This is a genomic window from Sphingomonas sp. 4RDLI-65 (assembly GCF_049472435.1).
Taxonomy (GTDB): domain Bacteria; phylum Pseudomonadota; class Alphaproteobacteria; order Sphingomonadales; family Sphingomonadaceae; genus Sphingomonas.
Genome location: NZ_JBCEBT010000001.1, coordinates 425,262 through 441,438, shown reverse-complemented (window position 1 = coordinate 441,438; position 16,177 = coordinate 425,262). Strand labels below are relative to the sequence as shown.

General features: G+C 65.8%; 19 protein-coding genes. 8 read left to right on the top strand and 11 right to left on the bottom strand.

What is annotated here, in order from left to right:
- The first annotated feature begins 148 nt into the window (after positions 1–148).
- Positions 149–688 carry a J domain-containing protein gene (locus VH567_RS01800; RefSeq protein ID WP_423322658.1) on the top strand — a complete coding sequence of 180 codons (540 nt, stop codon included), beginning with the start codon at positions 149–151 and terminating at the stop codon, positions 686–688.
- Positions 685–1,026, top strand: coding sequence for a (2Fe-2S) ferredoxin domain-containing protein (locus VH567_RS01795; protein WP_423322657.1), 342 nt, complete (start codon positions 685–687; stop codon positions 1,024–1,026). Before VH567_RS01800 ends, VH567_RS01795 begins: the two co-directional genes overlap by 4 nt.
- 64 nt (positions 1,027–1,090) lie before the next feature.
- Here VH567_RS01795 and VH567_RS01790 read toward each other — a convergent pair whose 3' ends face one another.
- From VH567_RS01790 to VH567_RS01755, 8 genes are all read right to left on the bottom strand, one after another.
- A complete protein-coding gene (locus VH567_RS01790; RefSeq protein WP_423322655.1) occupies positions 1,091–1,498 on the bottom strand; it encodes a SufE family protein in 408 nt (135 codons plus the stop codon).
- A 115-nt stretch (positions 1,499–1,613) separates the two neighbouring features.
- Positions 1,614–1,853 carry a hypothetical protein gene (locus VH567_RS01785; protein ID WP_423322653.1) on the bottom strand — a complete coding sequence of 80 codons (240 nt, stop codon included), beginning with the start codon at positions 1,851–1,853 and terminating at the stop codon, positions 1,614–1,616.
- A 9-nt stretch (positions 1,854–1,862) separates the two neighbouring features.
- Positions 1,863–2,111: a hypothetical protein gene (locus tag VH567_RS01780; protein ID WP_132896794.1), complete on the bottom strand. Its 249-nt coding sequence runs from the start codon at positions 2,109–2,111 to the stop codon at positions 1,863–1,865.
- Between the two features lie 36 nt (positions 2,112–2,147).
- The gene (locus tag VH567_RS01775; protein WP_423323673.1) at positions 2,148–2,459 is read right to left on the bottom strand and encodes a hypothetical protein; all 312 of its coding nucleotides are present in this window, start codon (positions 2,457–2,459) and stop codon (positions 2,148–2,150) included.
- Positions 2,460–2,486: 27 nt separating this feature from the next.
- Positions 2,487–2,867: an envelope stress response membrane protein PspC gene (pspC, locus tag VH567_RS01770; protein ID WP_423322651.1), complete on the bottom strand. Its 381-nt coding sequence runs from the start codon at positions 2,865–2,867 to the stop codon at positions 2,487–2,489.
- Between the two features lies 1 nt (position 2,868).
- On the bottom strand, positions 2,869–3,165 hold the full coding sequence (pspB, locus tag VH567_RS01765) for an envelope stress response membrane protein PspB (RefSeq protein WP_423322649.1): 297 nt from the start codon (positions 3,163–3,165) through the stop codon (positions 2,869–2,871).
- A gap of 1 nt (position 3,166) precedes the next feature.
- On the bottom strand, positions 3,167–3,832 hold the full coding sequence (pspA, locus tag VH567_RS01760; protein ID WP_056482347.1) for a phage shock protein PspA: 666 nt from the start codon (positions 3,830–3,832) through the stop codon (positions 3,167–3,169).
- Positions 3,833–3,885: 53 nt separating this feature from the next.
- A complete protein-coding gene (locus tag VH567_RS01755; protein ID WP_181321087.1) occupies positions 3,886–4,029 on the bottom strand; it encodes a hypothetical protein in 144 nt (47 codons plus the stop codon).
- A gap of 172 nt (positions 4,030–4,201) precedes the next feature.
- Between VH567_RS01755 and pspF the strand changes: the two genes are divergently transcribed.
- A complete protein-coding gene (gene pspF, locus VH567_RS01750; RefSeq protein ID WP_423322646.1) occupies positions 4,202–5,239 on the top strand; it encodes a phage shock protein operon transcriptional activator in 1,038 nt (345 codons plus the stop codon).
- 118 nt (positions 5,240–5,357) lie between these two features.
- Here the strand turns inward: pspF and VH567_RS01745 are convergent, their stop codons facing one another.
- Positions 5,358–6,566 (bottom strand): cation:proton antiporter, encoded by a 1,209-nt coding sequence (locus tag VH567_RS01745; RefSeq protein ID WP_423322644.1) that lies wholly within the window; start codon positions 6,564–6,566, stop codon positions 5,358–5,360.
- Between the two features lie 239 nt (positions 6,567–6,805).
- On the opposite strand from VH567_RS01745, the gene VH567_RS01740 reads away from it, so the two are divergent.
- Complete coding sequence (locus tag VH567_RS01740) at positions 6,806–7,726, top strand: right-handed parallel beta-helix repeat-containing protein (RefSeq protein ID WP_423322642.1); 921 nt, start codon at positions 6,806–6,808, stop codon at positions 7,724–7,726.
- 252 nt (positions 7,727–7,978) lie between these two features.
- Here the strand turns inward: VH567_RS01740 and VH567_RS01735 are convergent, their stop codons facing one another.
- Positions 7,979–9,622 carry an alkaline phosphatase family protein gene (locus VH567_RS01735; RefSeq protein WP_423322640.1) on the bottom strand — a complete coding sequence of 548 codons (1,644 nt, stop codon included), beginning with the start codon at positions 9,620–9,622 and terminating at the stop codon, positions 7,979–7,981.
- Positions 9,623–9,754: 132 nt separating this feature from the next.
- Between VH567_RS01735 and VH567_RS01730 the strand changes: the two genes are divergently transcribed.
- From VH567_RS01730 to VH567_RS01715, 4 genes are all read left to right on the top strand, one after another.
- Positions 9,755–11,779, top strand: a complete 2,025-nt coding sequence (locus tag VH567_RS01730; protein ID WP_423322638.1) for a protein-disulfide reductase DsbD family protein — start codon at positions 9,755–9,757, stop codon at positions 11,777–11,779.
- Positions 11,780–12,008: 229 nt separating this feature from the next.
- A complete protein-coding gene (locus VH567_RS01725; protein ID WP_423323670.1) occupies positions 12,009–13,514 on the top strand; it encodes a circularly permuted type 2 ATP-grasp protein in 1,506 nt (501 codons plus the stop codon).
- Positions 13,514–14,449 (top strand): alpha-E domain-containing protein, encoded by a 936-nt coding sequence (locus VH567_RS01720; protein ID WP_423322636.1) that lies wholly within the window; start codon positions 13,514–13,516, stop codon positions 14,447–14,449. Before VH567_RS01725 ends, VH567_RS01720 begins: the two co-directional genes overlap by 1 nt.
- Complete coding sequence (locus VH567_RS01715; protein WP_423322634.1) at positions 14,449–15,258, top strand: transglutaminase family protein; 810 nt, start codon at positions 14,449–14,451, stop codon at positions 15,256–15,258. The genes VH567_RS01720 and VH567_RS01715 overlap by 1 nt, the downstream gene beginning before the upstream one ends.
- Positions 15,259–15,325: 67 nt before the next feature.
- Here VH567_RS01715 and VH567_RS01710 read toward each other — a convergent pair whose 3' ends face one another.
- Entirely contained in the window at positions 15,326–16,102 is a 777-nt protein-coding gene (locus VH567_RS01710) for an arginyltransferase (protein WP_423322632.1), read from the bottom strand.
- Between the last annotated feature and the right edge of the window lie 75 nt (positions 16,103–16,177).

The window sequence follows — 16,177 nt, the reverse complement described above, 5'->3', positions numbered from 1 at the left end:
GACAAATAGTTCATGTTCAGTAATCGATGAACGGTTGCTGACTCAAGGCGGAATGTTGCGGCACGGAAGATTGTCGGGCCGGGGGAGTTTTGGTCCTGTTCGACGCCTGCGGTTGCGTTGTCCGCCCGGACGCCTATCTCGGGCCGCTATGGCGAGAAGTACGACACGATCTACCGACTGGGGTTTTCCACGCTGGCGCGAGTATGGCGCGAGCAGCGAGGCGGTGACCGTCCGGCTGTGCGACCGGCATGGCTGCAACGAGCCGGGCAATTGCCCGGCGCCGAAGTCGCCGAACAGCCCGGACCGCTGGTATTTCTGCATGCACCATGCGGGCGAATATAATCGCGGGTGGAATTACTTCGAAGGTTTGAGCGCGGAAGAGGCCGCCGAGCGCGAGGCGGCGGAAACGCGGACCGCGGACGGCTATACCGATCCCAAGCATTATGCCTGGGCAGGGTCTGGGGATGGCAGCCGTTCGCGTGACGAGATGCGCGCGCTGGAGGTGCTGGACCTGGAGCCGGATGCGACGTTCGAGGATGTTCGTGCGGCGTGGCGGCGGATGGCGAAGGCGAACCACCCGGACGTTCGGCCGAACGACAAGGACGCAGCGAAGCGGTTCCAGGGCGTGCAGGCGGCGTACGAAGTGCTGAAGGTAGCCGAAGACCAGCGGACGTGGAAACCGGCGTGATCCGCGTTCTTGCCAGCCGCTGGCAGGGGAGCGTGCTGGTCTGCGGGAAATGTTCGAAGAAACTCGGTGGCGGATTTGGCGAGAAGGGGCGTACGCCGCTGGTCAAGCTGCTGCGGCAGGCGCTCGGGGTGAAGAAGGGGCGCAAGGCGGACCGCGGCGTGGTCGAGGTCAAATGCCTCGGTGTGTGTCCGAAGAACGCGGTGGTGATGGTGGACGGGGCTCGGCCGGATCGGTGGATGCTGGTGCCGGCGGGTACTGACGTGGGCGAGGTCGTCGCGTCACTGACCGCCAGCGTGCCCTCACCCTCGCCGCCTTCGGCGTCTCTCCCTCTCTCCTGAGGGGAGAGGGAAGGGGCCCGCGCGGCGCTTGCCGTGTGGGAAGGGTGAGGGCACGGTTTCCGCGTTAAGCGGCGTACCGCTCTGCCGTCTCCCGGATCAGCGCGATCATGTTCGGGATCCCTTGAGTCCGGTTCGAACTCAGCTGCTTGCTCAGATCGAACGGCGCCAGTTCCGCCTTGATATCGGTCGCGACGATCTCGGCCGGCGCCTGGTCCTGCACCGTCAGCAGCACCAGCGCGATGATCCCCTTGGTGATCGCTGCATTCGAATCCGCCAGGAAATGCAGCCGGCCATCGTCTGTCGTGGTCGGATAGACCCATACCGACGCCGAACATCCACGTACCAGGGTCGCATCGGTCTTGAGCGCGTCCGGCATCGGTTCGAGCTCTTTGCCGAGGTCGATCAGCAGGCGGTAGCGGTCGTCGGGTTCGAGGAAGTCATATTCCTCGCGGATGTCGGTGAGAGTGGCCATGTGCGGGTCGGTAGCGGTTCGACCGTAGCGCTTCAACACCATGTTCCCCCGCGAAGGCGGGGGCCCAGACTGGACCCCCGCCTTCGCGGGGGAACATGCCTCTTGGGTGAACAGTCTAGAGGTCCACTCCAGCAGCAATCGCCTCGAGCTTCTTGATGCGTTCCTTCAGATCGGCGATCTCGATCCGCGATCCGGTCGACACCGCGACCGGCATGCGGCCGTCCTGCGCATGATCCAGTTCCAGCCGCCGCAGCGAGAGCCATCCGCGCCATCCGGCCAGTCCGCCGGCCACGATCATCGCCAGCCCTGCAAGGCTCGCCAGCGCCAAGGTGATGTAAAGATTCGGGTCGATCATGTCCGCCTCCTAGCGGTCGCGGAGCCGCTCGATCTCTCGGTCGAGATCGACGCTCTTGTGGTTGTCGGTGATCACGCGTTCCAGCACCTGGATGCGCTCCTTCATCTGCTGCACCTCGTCGCGCAGCCGCGCTGCTTCGGGATCGTTCATCAGCGAGACGCCTTCGCCGCGGCGCGCGCTCTTGTGGCGCGATTTGAAGATGCCGGTAATCATCACGATCAGGACGATCATCACGACCATCACCTGTCCACCGTTCATGAGCTTATCTCCTGTGCTTGTCTTTTCGGTGACGCGTCAGCGGTTGCGGAGCGCTTCGATCTCGCGAGCCGTACGCTCCGCGGGATCGGTGGCGATGCGTTCGAGGACCGCGATCCGCTCCTCGAGGCGGGAAACTTGACCGGTGAGGCGCTCGTTCTCGCTGGTGAGCAGTTCGACTTTTCGTTCGCCAGCCGGGTCCTGCTTGTGCCCGCCGCCCCAGTTCATCGAGTTGCCCCAGTCATCGCTCGGCGGGTAGCCGTGTTTCGTACGGATCCAGTTGTTGACGATCCAACCCACGGTCGTGATCGCGATGATGGCGATAATGAAACCTGGTCCACCCCAATTCATCGTCATTCTCCCTGTTGACGCCGCGTCTCAGCGCAGGCTGTCGATCTCTGCCGCAAGGCTGTTGCTTGAGCGGCTGGTGTAATGCGTCTCGATGTCGGCGAGGCGGCGGTCGATGTCGCGGAACTTGCTGCGGACCTCGGCGGTCGAGCGCTTCGGGTTCGAGCGGACACCCTGCCAGAACTTCGCGTCGTCGGGCGTCTCGTACAGACCGGTCGGCTTCTTGGGCGCCAGCCATGCGGTGGCGAAGTAGCCGAGAATGACCCAGCCGCTGGTGGCGACGGCCAGCACGACCATCGCGACCCGGATGAGCGTGATATCGACGCCGGTGTAATCGGCGATCCCCGAGCAGACGCCCTTGAACTTGGCATTCTGCTTGTCGAGGTAAAACTGTGTGCGGCTACCGGACATGTCAGTTTCTCCGTTCGAAGGGGCGATCGGCCTGGCGGTCGCTGTCGCGATCGAGGCGGTAGGGGGTGTCCGACTGCGTCGTGCCGAGGCCCGGCTTCCAGTCGGGATTGTCGGCGGCGATGATCCGTTCGACGGTCATCACCCGGTCTTCGAGGCGACGCGCGAGCATCTGCATCTCATCGAGCAGCCGCTCGTCCTCGTCGGTGATCTTGGGCGCGGTCTTCCACTTGGTGACATAGTGGAGGATCACCCAGGGCAACCCGACGAAGAGGGTGGCGCATACGAGTACGGTGTCCATCTCAATCGTCCTTCTTCATGCGCGCTTTCAGCGCGGCGAGCTGGGCGTTGACCTTGTCGTCGCTGCGCAGTTCGGCGATCTCCTCTTCGAGCGTCTTGACGACCCCGAGCCCCATCGCATCCGCGCGGCCCTCGGCCTCGTCGACGCGGCGGTCGAGGATGTCGAAGCGGCTGAACGCCTCGTGCGTCTTCGGGCCGTTGTACATCTCGCGCAGCCGGGTGCGGTTGTTCGCGCTCTCCAGCCGGGTCTGCACCGCGTTCTGCTTGGTGCGCGCCTCGCGGAGCTTGGTTTGGAGCTTGGCGATGTCCTCTTCCGATGCCCGCAGCGCATCGTCGAGCACACCGACTTCGGCCTTGAGCTGCTCGGCCATGTCGAACGCCTTCTGGCGTTCCACGAGCGCGGCCTTGGCGAGGTCCTCGCGGTCCTTGCTGAGCGCCAGCTCGGCCTTCTCGGTCCAGTTGTCCTGGAGCTGCTCCAGCTTCGAGATATGGCGGCGCATCTCCTTCTGGTCGGCGATGGTGCGCGCAGCGGAGGCGCGAACCTCGACCAGCGTTTCCTCCATCTCGAGGATGATCATGCGGATCATCTTCGACGGATCTTCGGCCTTCTCGATGAGATCGGCGAAGTTGGCGGCGACGATGTCGCGGGTGCGGGAAAAGATGCCCATGTAAATCCTACTCCAGGGGTCGGCCCGAGGCTCTAAGCGAGTCCGTCGGGGTCTTATGCCACGATTGCGGTGTGGACCGCGATGGGCGTTGCGTTGGTTGCGATCGCGGGGCCGACTGCGCCGAGGACGCAGGTCGCGCTGACGACGATGGTGCAGAGGGTGGCGGCGACGGTGCGGGCGATGTTGGTGTTGAACATGGTGGGTCCCCTTTAAGACTGGTTGGTTCCGCTATTCGGCGGGTTGCCTGAAGCATTGCATCTGTCGTGCCAGTTTCGAAAATGGTGGAATTGCAGGGGTTTGCGCGATTTCGGCTTTCGGGCTGGCACCGCAAGCTTGCCAAGAGTTGGGAATTCGCGCCACATCTTCGCCATGGAGCGAACAACCCAGGTCATCGGCGAGTCCGGCACATTCATGGCGGCGCTCGAACGCGCATCGCGGGCGGCGGCGTTGGATCGTCCTGTGCTGGTGATCGGCGAGCGTGGGACGGGCAAGGAACTGGTCGCCGAACGGCTCCACCGCCTGTCGCCGCGGTGGGACCAGCCGCTGGTCATCATGAACTGCGCGGCGCTGCCCGAGACGCTGATCGAGGCGGAATTGTTCGGGCATGAGGCGGGCGCGTTCACCGGTGCGACCAAGGCGCGGGTCGGGCGGTTCGAGGAGGCCGATGGCGGCACGCTGTTCCTCGACGAACTCGGTACGCTGTCGATGGCGGCGCAGGACCGTCTGCTGCGTGCGGTCGAATATGGCGAGATCACGCGGATCGGCTCGTCGCGACCGATGCGCGTCGATGTGCGGATCGTGGCGGCGACCAATGAGCATCTGCCGGACAAGGTCGACCGGCACGAGTTTCGCGCCGATCTGCTCGACAGGTTGTCGTTCGAGGTGGTGACGTTGCCGCCGTTGCGCGCGCGGACCGGCGACGTGGTGGTGCTCGCGGAGCATTTCGGCAGGCGGATGGCCTCCGAACTGGGACGCGAGCGCTGGGAAGGGTTTGGCCCGGCGGCGATGGACGCGCTGATCGCGTATCGCTGGCCCGGCAACGTCCGCGAGCTGCGCAACGTAGTCGAGCGGGCGGTGTATCGCTGGGAACAGGCCGGGCCGATCGATGCGATCGAGATCGACCCGTTCCAGTCGCCGCATCGGCCGGGGGCGTCGACCGCGCCTAAGCCTATGGTGGTGGCTCCGCGCACAGCCGAACCGGAAGACGGCGAAGACCCGGTCGTCGCGTGCGAGGAAGGCCCCTCGGACTTCAAGTCCCGCGTATCCCGCTTCGAACGCGACCTGCTCTCGCGCGCGCTGTCCGAACACCGCTTCAACCAACGCGCCACCGCCGAAGCGCTGGGCCTGAGCTACGACCAACTCCGCCACGCCCTGAAACGCCACGACCTGCTGAACGCCGGAGGGTAATCTCTTTTTCGTTCTCCCGCGAAGGCGGGAGCCCAGGGTTACGAACGATACCCGTCTTGGCTCCTGGACCCCCGCTTTCGCGGGGGAACAGTATCGGGATGCTGGCTGCCTGGTTTGCTTACCCGCTCTTCCCGACCAGCCCCGCCAGCTTCTTCAGCTTCGGCGCGACCATCGGCACGGTCAGCATCGTGCTCGCCAGCGCCATCAGCAGCAGCGCGGTGAAGGTCTCATTGGTGATGATCTTCTTATCCAGCAGGATGTTGACGAAGATGATCATGATCAGCGCCTTGGTCTGGAGCAGCCAGCCGATCGCCGACGCCTCGCCCGGTCGCCATTTCAGGATTCGCCCGGCGGCGTGAACCCCCGCCAGCTTGCCACCGACCGAGGCGACCAGCAGCAACGCCGCCGCGCCGAACACTGCGTAGCCGCCGACCGCCCATTGCGTCTTCAAGCCGGTCGACAGGAAGAACACCGGCATCACCGCGAGCAGCACGAAGTGGCGGAACTGGTCCATTCTGGCCGTCGTGAACCATTTCGAATCGAGCACCGCGCCCGACAGGAACGCGCCGACCATGAAGTGCAGCCCCGCCCAGTCCGCCGCGAACCCGCAACCCGCAAGCCAGATCAGGCTGACATACCAGCGGTCGCGCTCCTCGATCCGCGCCATCAGTTTGCGCACGAGCAACGTCGCCACCGCGAACCCGACCAGGAAGCCGCCCTGCCGCCCGACGCGCTCCCAATCGAGCAAGATCAGCGCGAGCACGCCCCAGATCGCGATGTCGTCCAGGCTCGCGTAGCGCAGGATGCGCTGGCCGATCGGTTTGCGCAGGATTTCGAGCTTTTCGAGGAAGAGCACGAGGATGGGGAGGGCGGTGACCGCGCAGGCCATGCCGATGCCGAGCACAACCTGCCACGTCGCGCCGTCCGGCCCGCGCCAGCCGGGGTAGCGCAACATCAGAACCGCGGCGATGCTGCCGGTGACCAGCGGTACTGCGAGCGCTAGCCCTGCGGTGACGCCGGTCTCGCCGCGCCGCTTCCAGGCCTCGCCGAGATCGAGCTCGATGCCGGCGACCCAGACGAACATCATCACCGCCCACCACGCCACGCCGTTGAGCGATCCCATCGTCGCGGGTGTGAAGATCGTCGCATAATAGTCCGGATATACCGCGCCGAGCACACCTGGTCCGAGAAGGATCCCGCCGATGATCTGCACCACCACCAGCGGCGCCCAGTAATCGGTCCGCCCGAGCCGCCACACCAGGTACGGCACGGTAAAGATGATGAGCATCGCGAGGAGGAAAACCTCCGTCGGTGTCATGGCGTGCATATGATCCCCCTGTGCACGGTCGGTTCCCCCCGCCGGCATCATTTCGGCTGCGACGATATTCGGATGCACCGGTGTCGGCAATAAGCAGCGGCGACGACTAGGCCCGTGGCGGGTTGAATTCTCGCCTGCGCCATTTCGGGACGGTCGCCGAAAGCGACGACGGACCGGCTGGTAGGGGGGCGGCATTACGTGCGATCACACCTCGTGGCGTGGCACGCGCCGGACAAGAAGGATCTCGCATGAAACGATCGCTCCTGACCCTCGCGCTGTTTGCCGCGCCGGCGCTTGCCCAGACATCGGCGCCGTTCATGGTAGACGGACAGGGCTTTGCGAACCTGCAGGACGCGGTGTCGTCGATCCGCATGGGTACCGCGACGATCCTGATCGCACCCGGCACCTACCGCCAGTGCGCGGTCCAGGCCGGCGGGCGCATCACGTTCAAGGCGGTCCAGCCCGGCACCGCGATCTTCGACAGCGTCGCGTGCGAAGGCAAGGCGGCGCTCGTGCTTCGCGGACAGGGATCGGTGGTCGATGGGCTGGTATTCCGCGGCTACCGCGTGGCCGACGGCAACGGAGCCGGCATCCGCACCGAGATGGGCGACCTGACCGTCATCAACGCGATGTTCCTCGACAGCCAGGAAGGCATCCTCGGCGGGCAGCCGACCGGCCAGAAGATCACGATCGATCATTCGACCTTCGCCGGGCTTGGCCAGTGCGACGAAACGCCGGGGTGTGCGCACGCGATCTATCTGGCCAACCAGGGCAGCGTGACGATCACCAACTCGCGGTTCGAGCGCGGGACGGGCGGGCATTACGTCAAGCTGCGCGTGCCGAACGTGTCGATCACCGACAACAGCTTCGACGATACCGCGGGGCGCAAGACCAACTACATGATCGACCTGCCCGAAGGTGCTACCGGCCTGATCGCGCGCAATACCTTCGTGCAGGGCCGCCAGAAGGAAAACCACACCGGGCTGATCGTCGTCGCCGCCGAGGCGAAGACGTACCGCTCGACCGGTCTGCGGGTGGAGGGGAACGACGCGCGGCTGTCACCGGGGGATAGCACAAGCCCGGCGTTCCTGGCGGATTACAGCCACGACAAGCTGGCGCTGGGCGCGAACCGGCTCGGGGCCGGGTTGCGGGCGTTCGAGACGCGGTAGACAGTCTGGTTCTACCGTCACCCCAGCGAAAGCTGGGGTATTCTCGTTGGGAAAGCAGATGGTCATCACGGGGATATCCCAGCTTTCGCTGGGATGACGGGGGAGTGGGAGCGGTGCGCGCTTGCGGGGGGGGGGGGCAACCGACGAAGCGAAGCACTTCGGCTGCCAACAAGTGTGTTCTCCCGCGGAGGCGGGAGCCCAGACTGGACTCCCGCCTTCGCGGGAGAACACACTAGGCGAGCGAGATCTGCCTCAGTTCGGGCAGGTGCTCGCAGCGCCCGCGTCCAGGTCCAGGCACCGCCCGTCCAGCCCCGACACCGGCAGCCCGATCGTCGCCGCCAGGGTCGGGACGATGTCCACCGTCTCGACCGACAGCGGCTGCTCGAACCCGGTCATCCCCTTGCGCCAGAACAGGATCGGCACGCGGCGGTCGTAATCCCATGGCGACCCGTGCGTCTCGACATAGCCGCCCGCCGGCGACACGATCGTCGTCACACGCGGCTTCAGCAGTGCGACCAATTGCCCCGACCGGTCGGGGTCGAACGAGGCGCGGGCGCGCTCGATCAGCGTCCAGGTCTCGGATGGCGACTTGGCCATCGGCGTCGCCATGATCTCGGCAGCCGAGAACGCAGCGGCGACCTGCGGCATCGCGCGATACCGGCGCAGCGCCTCCGTCAGCACTTTTGCGCGCGTTTTCTCCGGCAGCGAATCGTCGATATAGACGTCGCCCTCGGTCCCGAGCAGGACGCTGCCCGGCAGGCCCATGTCCTTGGCGATCGCGGTGCCGACCTGCTTGGCCAGCACGTTCTCGTCCATGTGCGCTTCCATCGGCATCGCGCGCTGCTGCTGGCGCTCAGTCGCGTCGTGCGCACCGTGATCCGCGGTCAGCACGACTTCGTAATCGACCCCGGTTTCGTCCATCACGTTGAAGAAATCGCCCAGCGTCCGGTCGAGCTCGGCCATCTGGATGCACATCTCCGAGCCCTGCGTACCGTAGGTGTGGCCGATATAGTCGGTCGCCGACGCGCCGATATCGATGATGTCGGTCTGCGGGCCCTTGCCGAGCTTCATGTCCTGGACCAGCGCAGCCGCCATTGCGAACACTGCGGCGTCGGAGGCTGGCGACACGCGGAAACCCTTGGCGTCACCCGCCTCGCGCTCGAACCGGCCCTGGCCGTACGTCTTGCCCGCGATGACGATCGGGTGGTTCACGCTCGCGCAATAGCCCGGCAACGGCAGCGCCGTCTGCGGCTTGGCGATCAGCGCCGCGACCGCGTCACGCGTCCGCTGCACCGCCGGCGGCACAGCACGCCCTGCATAGGAGACGTACGTCTTGCCGTCCCACCACCAGAGCTCGTCGACCTTGTGGCCGCCCATCATCACCGCCGCGCGATCCTTGCCCGCGACCGAGACCGAGCGTGTCCGCGGATCGCGCGCCTTCATCATCTCGCCGAGCGTCGGCACCTTCAGATGCATGTCGGAGACGGTGTAGCTGTCGTGCGTGCTACCGGTGACGCGCTCGTCCTCCGAGCAATAGACGATCTTGTCGGGTCGCCCGGCGCGCTGATCGACCCAGTTGTTGGCGATGATCCCGGTATGCGCGGGCCGCATGCCCGTCAGGATCGTCGAATGGCCGGGGCACGTCTCGGTCGCGGCATGACTCTGATAGCCGCTCGGGAACACCGCACCGTTCAGCAGTCGCGTGAAGCCGCCGGTGTAGCGGTTGCGATATTGCTGGAACAGGTCGGCGGCGAACTGATCGACCGAGATCGCGACGATCAGCTTCGGCGGCGTGGTCGGAGTCGCCGTAGGGGCAGGGGCGGGCGCAGGAGGCGCCGTCTGGGCGGAGACCGAAACGGCCGAGGTCAGCAGAAGCGCGGCGATAAGTGCTTTCACGAACAGTCCTTTAGCCAGCGACGACCATCGAGCGGGGCCGTCGCTTTGAAGTGCAATACGACAAGGTCACCGCTATGGCTTTGCGCGATGAACGAAACAAGGATGGCCATGCGCAGTTTAAGTTGCGTCCTGATGACGGTTTTGCTCGCCGTCTGCGGACTGGCGAGTGGGCCTGCGCTTGCGGAATCGCTGAACGGCTCCAGCCAGCATCTGATGATGAAGCTGGTTGCCGAAAGCGATCACCCCAAGGCCGGCGCACCGCTGACGATCGCGCTGGCAACGACGCCCGAAACCGGCTGGCACGGCTATTGGCGCAATCCCGGCGACGCGGGCTTTCCGGCGACGTTCGACTGGACCTTGCCCGCGGGCGCGAAGGCGGGCGAGCCCGAATGGCCGGTGCCGACGACGCTGCTGATCGCTGGGCTGATGAACTATGTCTACGAAGCGCCGTATGCGCCGCTGGTGACGATCCAGGTTCCGGCAGGGCTGACAGCAGGCACGAAATTACCGATCCGCCTGAGGACGAGCTACCTCGTCTGCTCCGCGACGATCTGCGTACCCGAGGAAAAGGCGCTCTCGCTCGACCTTACGATCGGTGACGGCCCGCCATCGCAGGCGGCCGCGTTCGCTGGTTGGCGGCAGGCGATTCCGAAGCCGCTCGACGCTGGCGCGACCTATGCGGCAAACAACGGGACGATGCGGATCGCCATCCCGTTCCCGGCAGGTGCGAAGGTCGACAAGGCGTATTTCTTCCCCGTCACCACCGGCTTGATCGAGAATGGCGCTGCGCAGACCGTCACGCGTGACGGCGACCGGCTGACGATCAGCACCAAGATTGCCGCAAATGCGAAGACCAGTGGCCCCATCGAAGGCGTGTTGCGGATCGGCGAAGGGCAGGGGCTTGGCATCAAGGCGATGCCCGGCGTGGTCGGCGATACGGCCGGCAGCGGCTCGACGAGCGCGAGCGGCGAGAGCATCTGGCTGACCGCGCTGATCGCGTTCGCGGGCGCAGTGCTCGGCGGCCTGATCCTCAACATCATGCCGTGCGTGTTCCCGATCCTGAGCCTCAAGGCGCTGAGCCTTGCACGCGGCGGCGCCAGCGAGAAGGACGCGCGGGGCGAGGCGCTGGCCTACACCGCAGGCGTCGTGCTGGTCTGCCTCGGGCTTGGCGCGGCGATCCTGGCACTCCGCGCAGGCGGCTCAGTCGTCGGCTGGGCGTTCCAGTTGCAGCATCCAGCGGCGATCGTCGTCCTGCTCCTGCTGAGCGCGGCGATCGCGTTCAATCTCGCCGGGCTGTTCGAGGTGCCGACGCCGCGCTTTGCCGGCGAGAGCGGCGCGAGCGGGGCGTTCGCGACCGGTGCGCTGGCGGCGTTCATCGCGACGCCGTGCACCGGGCCATTCATGGGCGCGGCACTCGGCGCGGCGCTGGTGCTGCCAGGGCCGGCGGCGCTCGCCGTGTTCGGCGGGCTCGGGATCGGCTTGTCGCTCCCGTTCCTTGCGATCGGGTTTATCCCGTCTTGGCGACGGTGGTTGCCGAAGCCGGGGGTGTGGATGGAAACGTTCCGCCACATCCTGTCGGTACCGATGTTCCTGACCGCAATCGCACTCGGCTGGGTGCTCGGCCGCCAGACCGGGGTGGAAGCGCTGACGCTTGCGCTGATCGCGGTGTTGGCCGTCGGCGTGGTCCTCTGGATCGGCGGTACGCGGCAGCGCAAGGGCAAGGCGTTTGGCGTGGTGGCGCAAATTCTGTTGCTGGCGGTGTTCATCGGCAGCGCGGCGTTGATCGCACAAACGCCGCCTGCTTCGGCGAAGACCGCGACCGCCGGCGACGAAGCGTTTACCGAAGCCAGGCTCGCCGCGCTGCGGGCCGAGAAGCGGCCGGTGTTCGTGTACTTCACCGCCGACTGGTGCCTGACGTGCAAGGTCAACGAGAAGGCGGCGATCGACACCACCGGCGTCCGCGATGCGTTCGCCCAGCACAAGGTCGCTGCGCTGATTGGCGATTGGACCGACGGCGACCCGGTGATGGGCCGCTTCATTCAGGCGCATAACCGCGCGGGTGTACCATTGTATCTTTACTATGCGCCGGGTGCTGCCGAACCGACGGTCCTGCCACAAGTCCTGACGCCGGGCTTGCTCGAAGGGTTGGGCGCGTAAACCAGATCAAGCGGCGCTTCGTCATTCCCGCGAAGGCGGGAACCCAGACTGGCGAACCGGACGATAGAGGCGCAACCTTTGAGGATATGGATCCCCGCCTGCGCGGGGATGACGAACCGATGGATGGCACGCGATTAGCAGTGCCATCGCTCACACAGAATGACTTGTGCAGCGCAGCGAAGCGTTGCAGCATGGAACCGTAACGCTTGATGGGGAATTGACCGTTCCGATGGGGAAACAGGCGTTCGACGAAATCATGGGGACGCCGGGCGATACGACCGCTCGTCCCGAACTCGCGGCTCTCGGGCATTGGATCGAGGAGACGCCCGACGCCGAGCTTCGTCGCCGGCAGGAAGCCGCCGAGACGACGTTCCGCCAGCTTGGCATCACCTTCGCGGTGTACGGTGAAAACGAAGCGGCCGAGCGGATCATCCCGTTCGACATCGTCCCCCGCGTGTTCCTCCACGACGAATGGACGCGTCTTTCGGAAGGCCTCGTCCAGCGCGTCGAGGCGATCAACGCGTTCCTCAGCGACATCTATGGCGAGCGCCGCATCCTGAAGGAGGGTATCCTCCCCGAGGATCTCGTGCTCGGGAATGCGCAGTTCCGGCCCGAGATCGCCGGCATTCGCCCGCCGCACGGCGTCTGGGCGCATATCTGCGGCATCGATCTGGTCCGCACCGGCCCCGATGATTTCTTCGTGCTCGAAGATAATGCGCGCACGCCATCGGGCGTCAGCTACATGCTGGAAAACCGCGAGGCGATGTTGCGACTATGCCCCGAGCTCTTCCGCGAGTTCCGCGTCGCGGCTGTCGACAGCTATCCGGACCTGCTGCTCGAGACGATGAAGTCGGTCGCGCCGCACGGTACGGGCTCTAACCCGACCTGCGTGCTGCTGACGCCGGGCCATTACAACTCCGCCTATTACGAGCACAGCTTCCTCGCGGACTCGATGGGGATCGAACTCGTCGAGGCGGCCGATCTGGTGGTCGACGACGATATCGTCTGGATGCGGACGATTGCGGGGCGGGTTAAGGTCGACGTGATCTATCGCCGGATCGACGACGATTATCTCGATCCGCTCGTGTTCCGCCCGGACTCCGCGCTCGGCGTACCGGGGCTGATCGCAGCCTATGCGGCCGGCAACGTCGCGATCATGAACGCGCCGGGCAACGGCATCGCCGACGATAAGGCGATCTACAGTTACATGCCCGATATCGTGAAATTCTATTCCGGCGGCGAGTGCAAGTTGCGCAACGTCGAGACATGGCGCTGTCGCGAGCCGCAGGCGCTGCAGTACGTGCTGGACAACCTCGAAGACGTCGTCGTGAAGCTGGTCGATGGCTCGGGCGGCTACGGCATGCTGGTCGGCCCGACCGCGTCGAAACAGGAGATCGAGGACTTCCGCGCCGCGCTGATTGCCGAACCGCACCGCTACATCGCGCAGCCGACGCTGGCGCTGTCGACCGTGCCGACGATGGCTGATGGTGGCCTTTCCCCGCGCCATGTGGATTTTCGTCCGTTCGTGTTGAGCGGGTCGAAGGGCGTGCAGGTCGTTCCCGGCGGCCTCACACGCGTCGCGCTGAAAGAAGGATCGCTGGTGGTGAATTCCAGCCAGGGTGGCGGGACGAAGGACAGCTTCGTGCTGATGGCGGAACAGTCGCAGCGGATCACGCGTGGTGCGATGACGCAGACGATGGGTGGCATGACGCAGACGCTGGGCGGGGACGCCTGATGCTCTCGCGTACCGCATCGTCGCTCTACTGGCTTGGCCGCTATTTCGAGCGTGCCGACTTCATCGCCCGACTGGTCGAGGCCACCGTCCGTCTCGACGTGCTTTCGTCGCAGCCTGCGGGCGAGGCGGCTTGGGCGTCCGCGCTCGCCGTCACCGAAACCGAAGAGCCGTTCGCGACGCTTGGGGGCAACCTCAGCCAGACCGAAGTCGTGCGCTTCCTGACGCTCGATTCGAGCCACCCCGGCTCGATCGTCCGCTGCGTCGACATGGCGCGCAACAACGCGAAGGCGGTGCGGACCGCGCTGACCCGCGAGGCGTGGACTGCGATCAACCGTGCGTGGCTCCTGTTTGAGAACCGGACGATCCCGCGCAGCACGACCGACCAGATGAACCTGGTCGAGGCTGTGAAGACCGAGACGCGTGGCTTCGAGGGCGCGGTGCACCGGATGCTGCGGAACCAGACGACGTGGTTCATCCGGCTCGGCCAGGCGGTCGAGCGCGCGGACAACACCGCGCGACTGCTCGACGTCAAATACCATATCCTGCTGCCCGAGGGCGAACGCCTCGGCGGTGCGATCGATCGCGACCAGTGGACGACGATCCTCCAGACCGTGTCGGCGGTGACCGCCTATCGCTGGCTCTACAATGACGGGCTGCGTCCTGCCGACGTGATCGACCTGCTCCTCGCCCGCGCCGAACTCCCGCGCAGCCTGGCGGCGTCGGTCGAGGAGACGGTCGACGTGCTCAACCTGCTGGCGAAACGCACGGGCAATCACGGGGAGGCGGACAGGATGGCACGGATGCGCGCATCACGCATGGCCAAGACGCGGTCGGGGGAAGTGATCGCCTCGGGTCTGCACCAGTATCTGCAAGCCTTCATCGCCGAGAATGCGCTGCTCCACGGCGCGATCGGCCGCCAGTTCAAGTTCCTTTGATGCGGCTGTCGATCGATCATCACACGATCTACCGCTTTACCCAGCCGCAGGGCCGGCTCGTCCAGATGCTGCGGCTGACGCCTGAAAACACGCACGACCAGACCGTGGCGTCGTGGCGGATCGACGTCGACTGCGACGCACGATTGCGGCCGGGTCGCGACGGCTTCGGTAATGCGGTGACGATGCTGTACGCCGAGGGGCCGGTCGACGGGATTGAGATCACCGTGAAGGGGGAAGTGCTGACTAGTCACTCGGACGGGGTGCTGCACGGCGTGCACGAGACCTTGCCGCCGGCCCTGTATCTGCGCTCGACCGAAGCGACCGCGCATGATTCCGCGATCGCCGAGTTCGCGGCCGATGCGGTGGTCGGCGCGCGTGACCGGGTTGGGGCTTTGCACCGGCTCAACCGCGCGCTGCACAAGCAGTTCGTCTTCGATGCCGGCCGTCCCGAACCGGGGCTGAGCGCGGCGGCTGCGTTCCGCCGGGAGACGGCCACCCCGCGCGACATGGCGCAGATCTTCGCGGTCGCGGCGCGCTCGCTCGGGGCACCTGCGCGGTATGTGTCGGGCTATCATCACAACGACCATGAGGTGGTCCACTTCCCGACGCCGCATGGCTGGGCAGAGGCTTATGTAAACGGGCTCGGCTGGATCGGGTTCGATCCGTGCACGGGCATGTCGCCGGAGGAGCATTATGTCCGTGTCGCAATGGCGCTCGATGCGGCCGGCGCGGCGCCTGTTGCGGGCTCGCGGCTGGGCGAGGGTGGCGAGGAACTCGACGTCGACGTCGTGGTGCAGCGCGAGGACTAGGACTGTTTCCCCGCGGAGGCGGGGATCCAGACTGGGCTTCCGCCTTCGCGGGAGAACGAGATTTTGGTCAGGCCATCGCCGCGACAGGCGCCGCCTGCGCCACCAGATCCGCATCCTCCAGCCGCCGCCACCCTGCCGGCCCCAGCACCTCGAGTGGCCGGTACCGCGTCTTGTACTCCATCCGCGGCGAGCCCTTCACCCAGTATCCCAGATACACGTACGGTAGCCCGGCATCGCGCGCGCGGAGGATGTGATCCATGATGATGAAGTTGCCGAACCCCGGCCGGCTGTCCGCGTCCGCCGCAAAGAAGCTGTAGACCATCGACAGCCCGTCCGCCTGGCGATCGGTCAGGCACGCGCCGATCAGCCGCCCCTGCGCGCCGTTCACACTGGGCTCGCGGTACTCGACGATCACCGAATTGACCGGCGAATGCTCGATCATGTCGGCGTAGTCGTCCTCGTCCATCCCCGCCATGCCGCCACCCGGATGCCGTGTGCCGAGATAGCGGCGGAGCAACTGGAACTGCTCGTCGGTCGCCCAGGCCTTGCAGGCGGTGATCTCGATGTCGCCGTGGCGCTTGAGCAGTTTGCGCTGCGTCGCGTTGGGCACGAACGCGTTCGTCACGACGCGGACGGAGACGCAGGCGGTGCAGCCGGCACAGGACGGTCGATACGCGACACCCTGGCTGCGCCGAAACCCGATCCGGCCGAGCGCATCGTTCAACTCGCTCGCATGTGGCCCGGTGAGTTCGGTGAACACTTTCCGTTCCTGCCGACCCGGCAGATACGGGCACGGCGACGGGCTGGTGACGAAGAAGCGCGGGAAACGAAAAGGCGCAGTCACCGAACCGGATGTCCTTCAGGCAAGCGCGATCAGTCGCGTCTCAACAGTATATGGTCGCGTCATGCAATGCTGAAA

Bases quoted from the DNA above. Each gene is read 5' to 3' on its own strand.
- VH567_RS01800 (WP_423322658.1), top strand. From the start codon at position 149: ATGGCGAGAAGTACGACACGATCTACCGACTGGGGTTTTCCACGCTGG.
- VH567_RS01790 (WP_423322655.1), bottom strand. From the start codon at position 1,498: ATGGCCACTCTCACCGACATCCGCGAGGAATATGACTTCCTCGAACCC.
- VH567_RS01785 (WP_423322653.1), bottom strand. From the start codon at position 1,853: ATGATCGACCCGAATCTTTACATCACCTTGGCGCTGGCGAGCCTTGCA.
- VH567_RS01780 (WP_132896794.1), bottom strand. From the start codon at position 2,111: ATGAACGGTGGACAGGTGATGGTCGTGATGATCGTCCTGATCGTGATG.
- VH567_RS01775 (WP_423323673.1), bottom strand. From the start codon at position 2,459: ATGAATTGGGGTGGACCAGGTTTCATTATCGCCATCATCGCGATCACG.
- pspC (WP_423322651.1), bottom strand. From the start codon at position 2,867: ATGTCCGGTAGCCGCACACAGTTTTACCTCGACAAGCAGAATGCCAAG.
- pspB (WP_423322649.1), bottom strand. From the start codon at position 3,165: ATGGACACCGTACTCGTATGCGCCACCCTCTTCGTCGGGTTGCCCTGG.
- pspA (WP_056482347.1), bottom strand. From the start codon at position 3,832: ATGGGCATCTTTTCCCGCACCCGCGACATCGTCGCCGCCAACTTCGCC.
- VH567_RS01755 (WP_181321087.1), bottom strand. From the start codon at position 4,029: ATGTTCAACACCAACATCGCCCGCACCGTCGCCGCCACCCTCTGCACC.
- pspF (WP_423322646.1), top strand. From the start codon at position 4,202: ATGGAGCGAACAACCCAGGTCATCGGCGAGTCCGGCACATTCATGGCG.
- VH567_RS01745 (WP_423322644.1), bottom strand. From the start codon at position 6,566: ATGCACGCCATGACACCGACGGAGGTTTTCCTCCTCGCGATGCTCATC.
- VH567_RS01740 (WP_423322642.1), top strand. From the start codon at position 6,806: ATGAAACGATCGCTCCTGACCCTCGCGCTGTTTGCCGCGCCGGCGCTT.
- VH567_RS01730 (WP_423322638.1), top strand. From the start codon at position 9,755: ATGACGGTTTTGCTCGCCGTCTGCGGACTGGCGAGTGGGCCTGCGCTT.
- VH567_RS01725 (WP_423323670.1), top strand. From the start codon at position 12,009: ATGGGGAAACAGGCGTTCGACGAAATCATGGGGACGCCGGGCGATACG.
- VH567_RS01720 (WP_423322636.1), top strand. From the start codon at position 13,514: ATGCTCTCGCGTACCGCATCGTCGCTCTACTGGCTTGGCCGCTATTTC.
- VH567_RS01715 (WP_423322634.1), top strand. From the start codon at position 14,449: ATGCGGCTGTCGATCGATCATCACACGATCTACCGCTTTACCCAGCCG.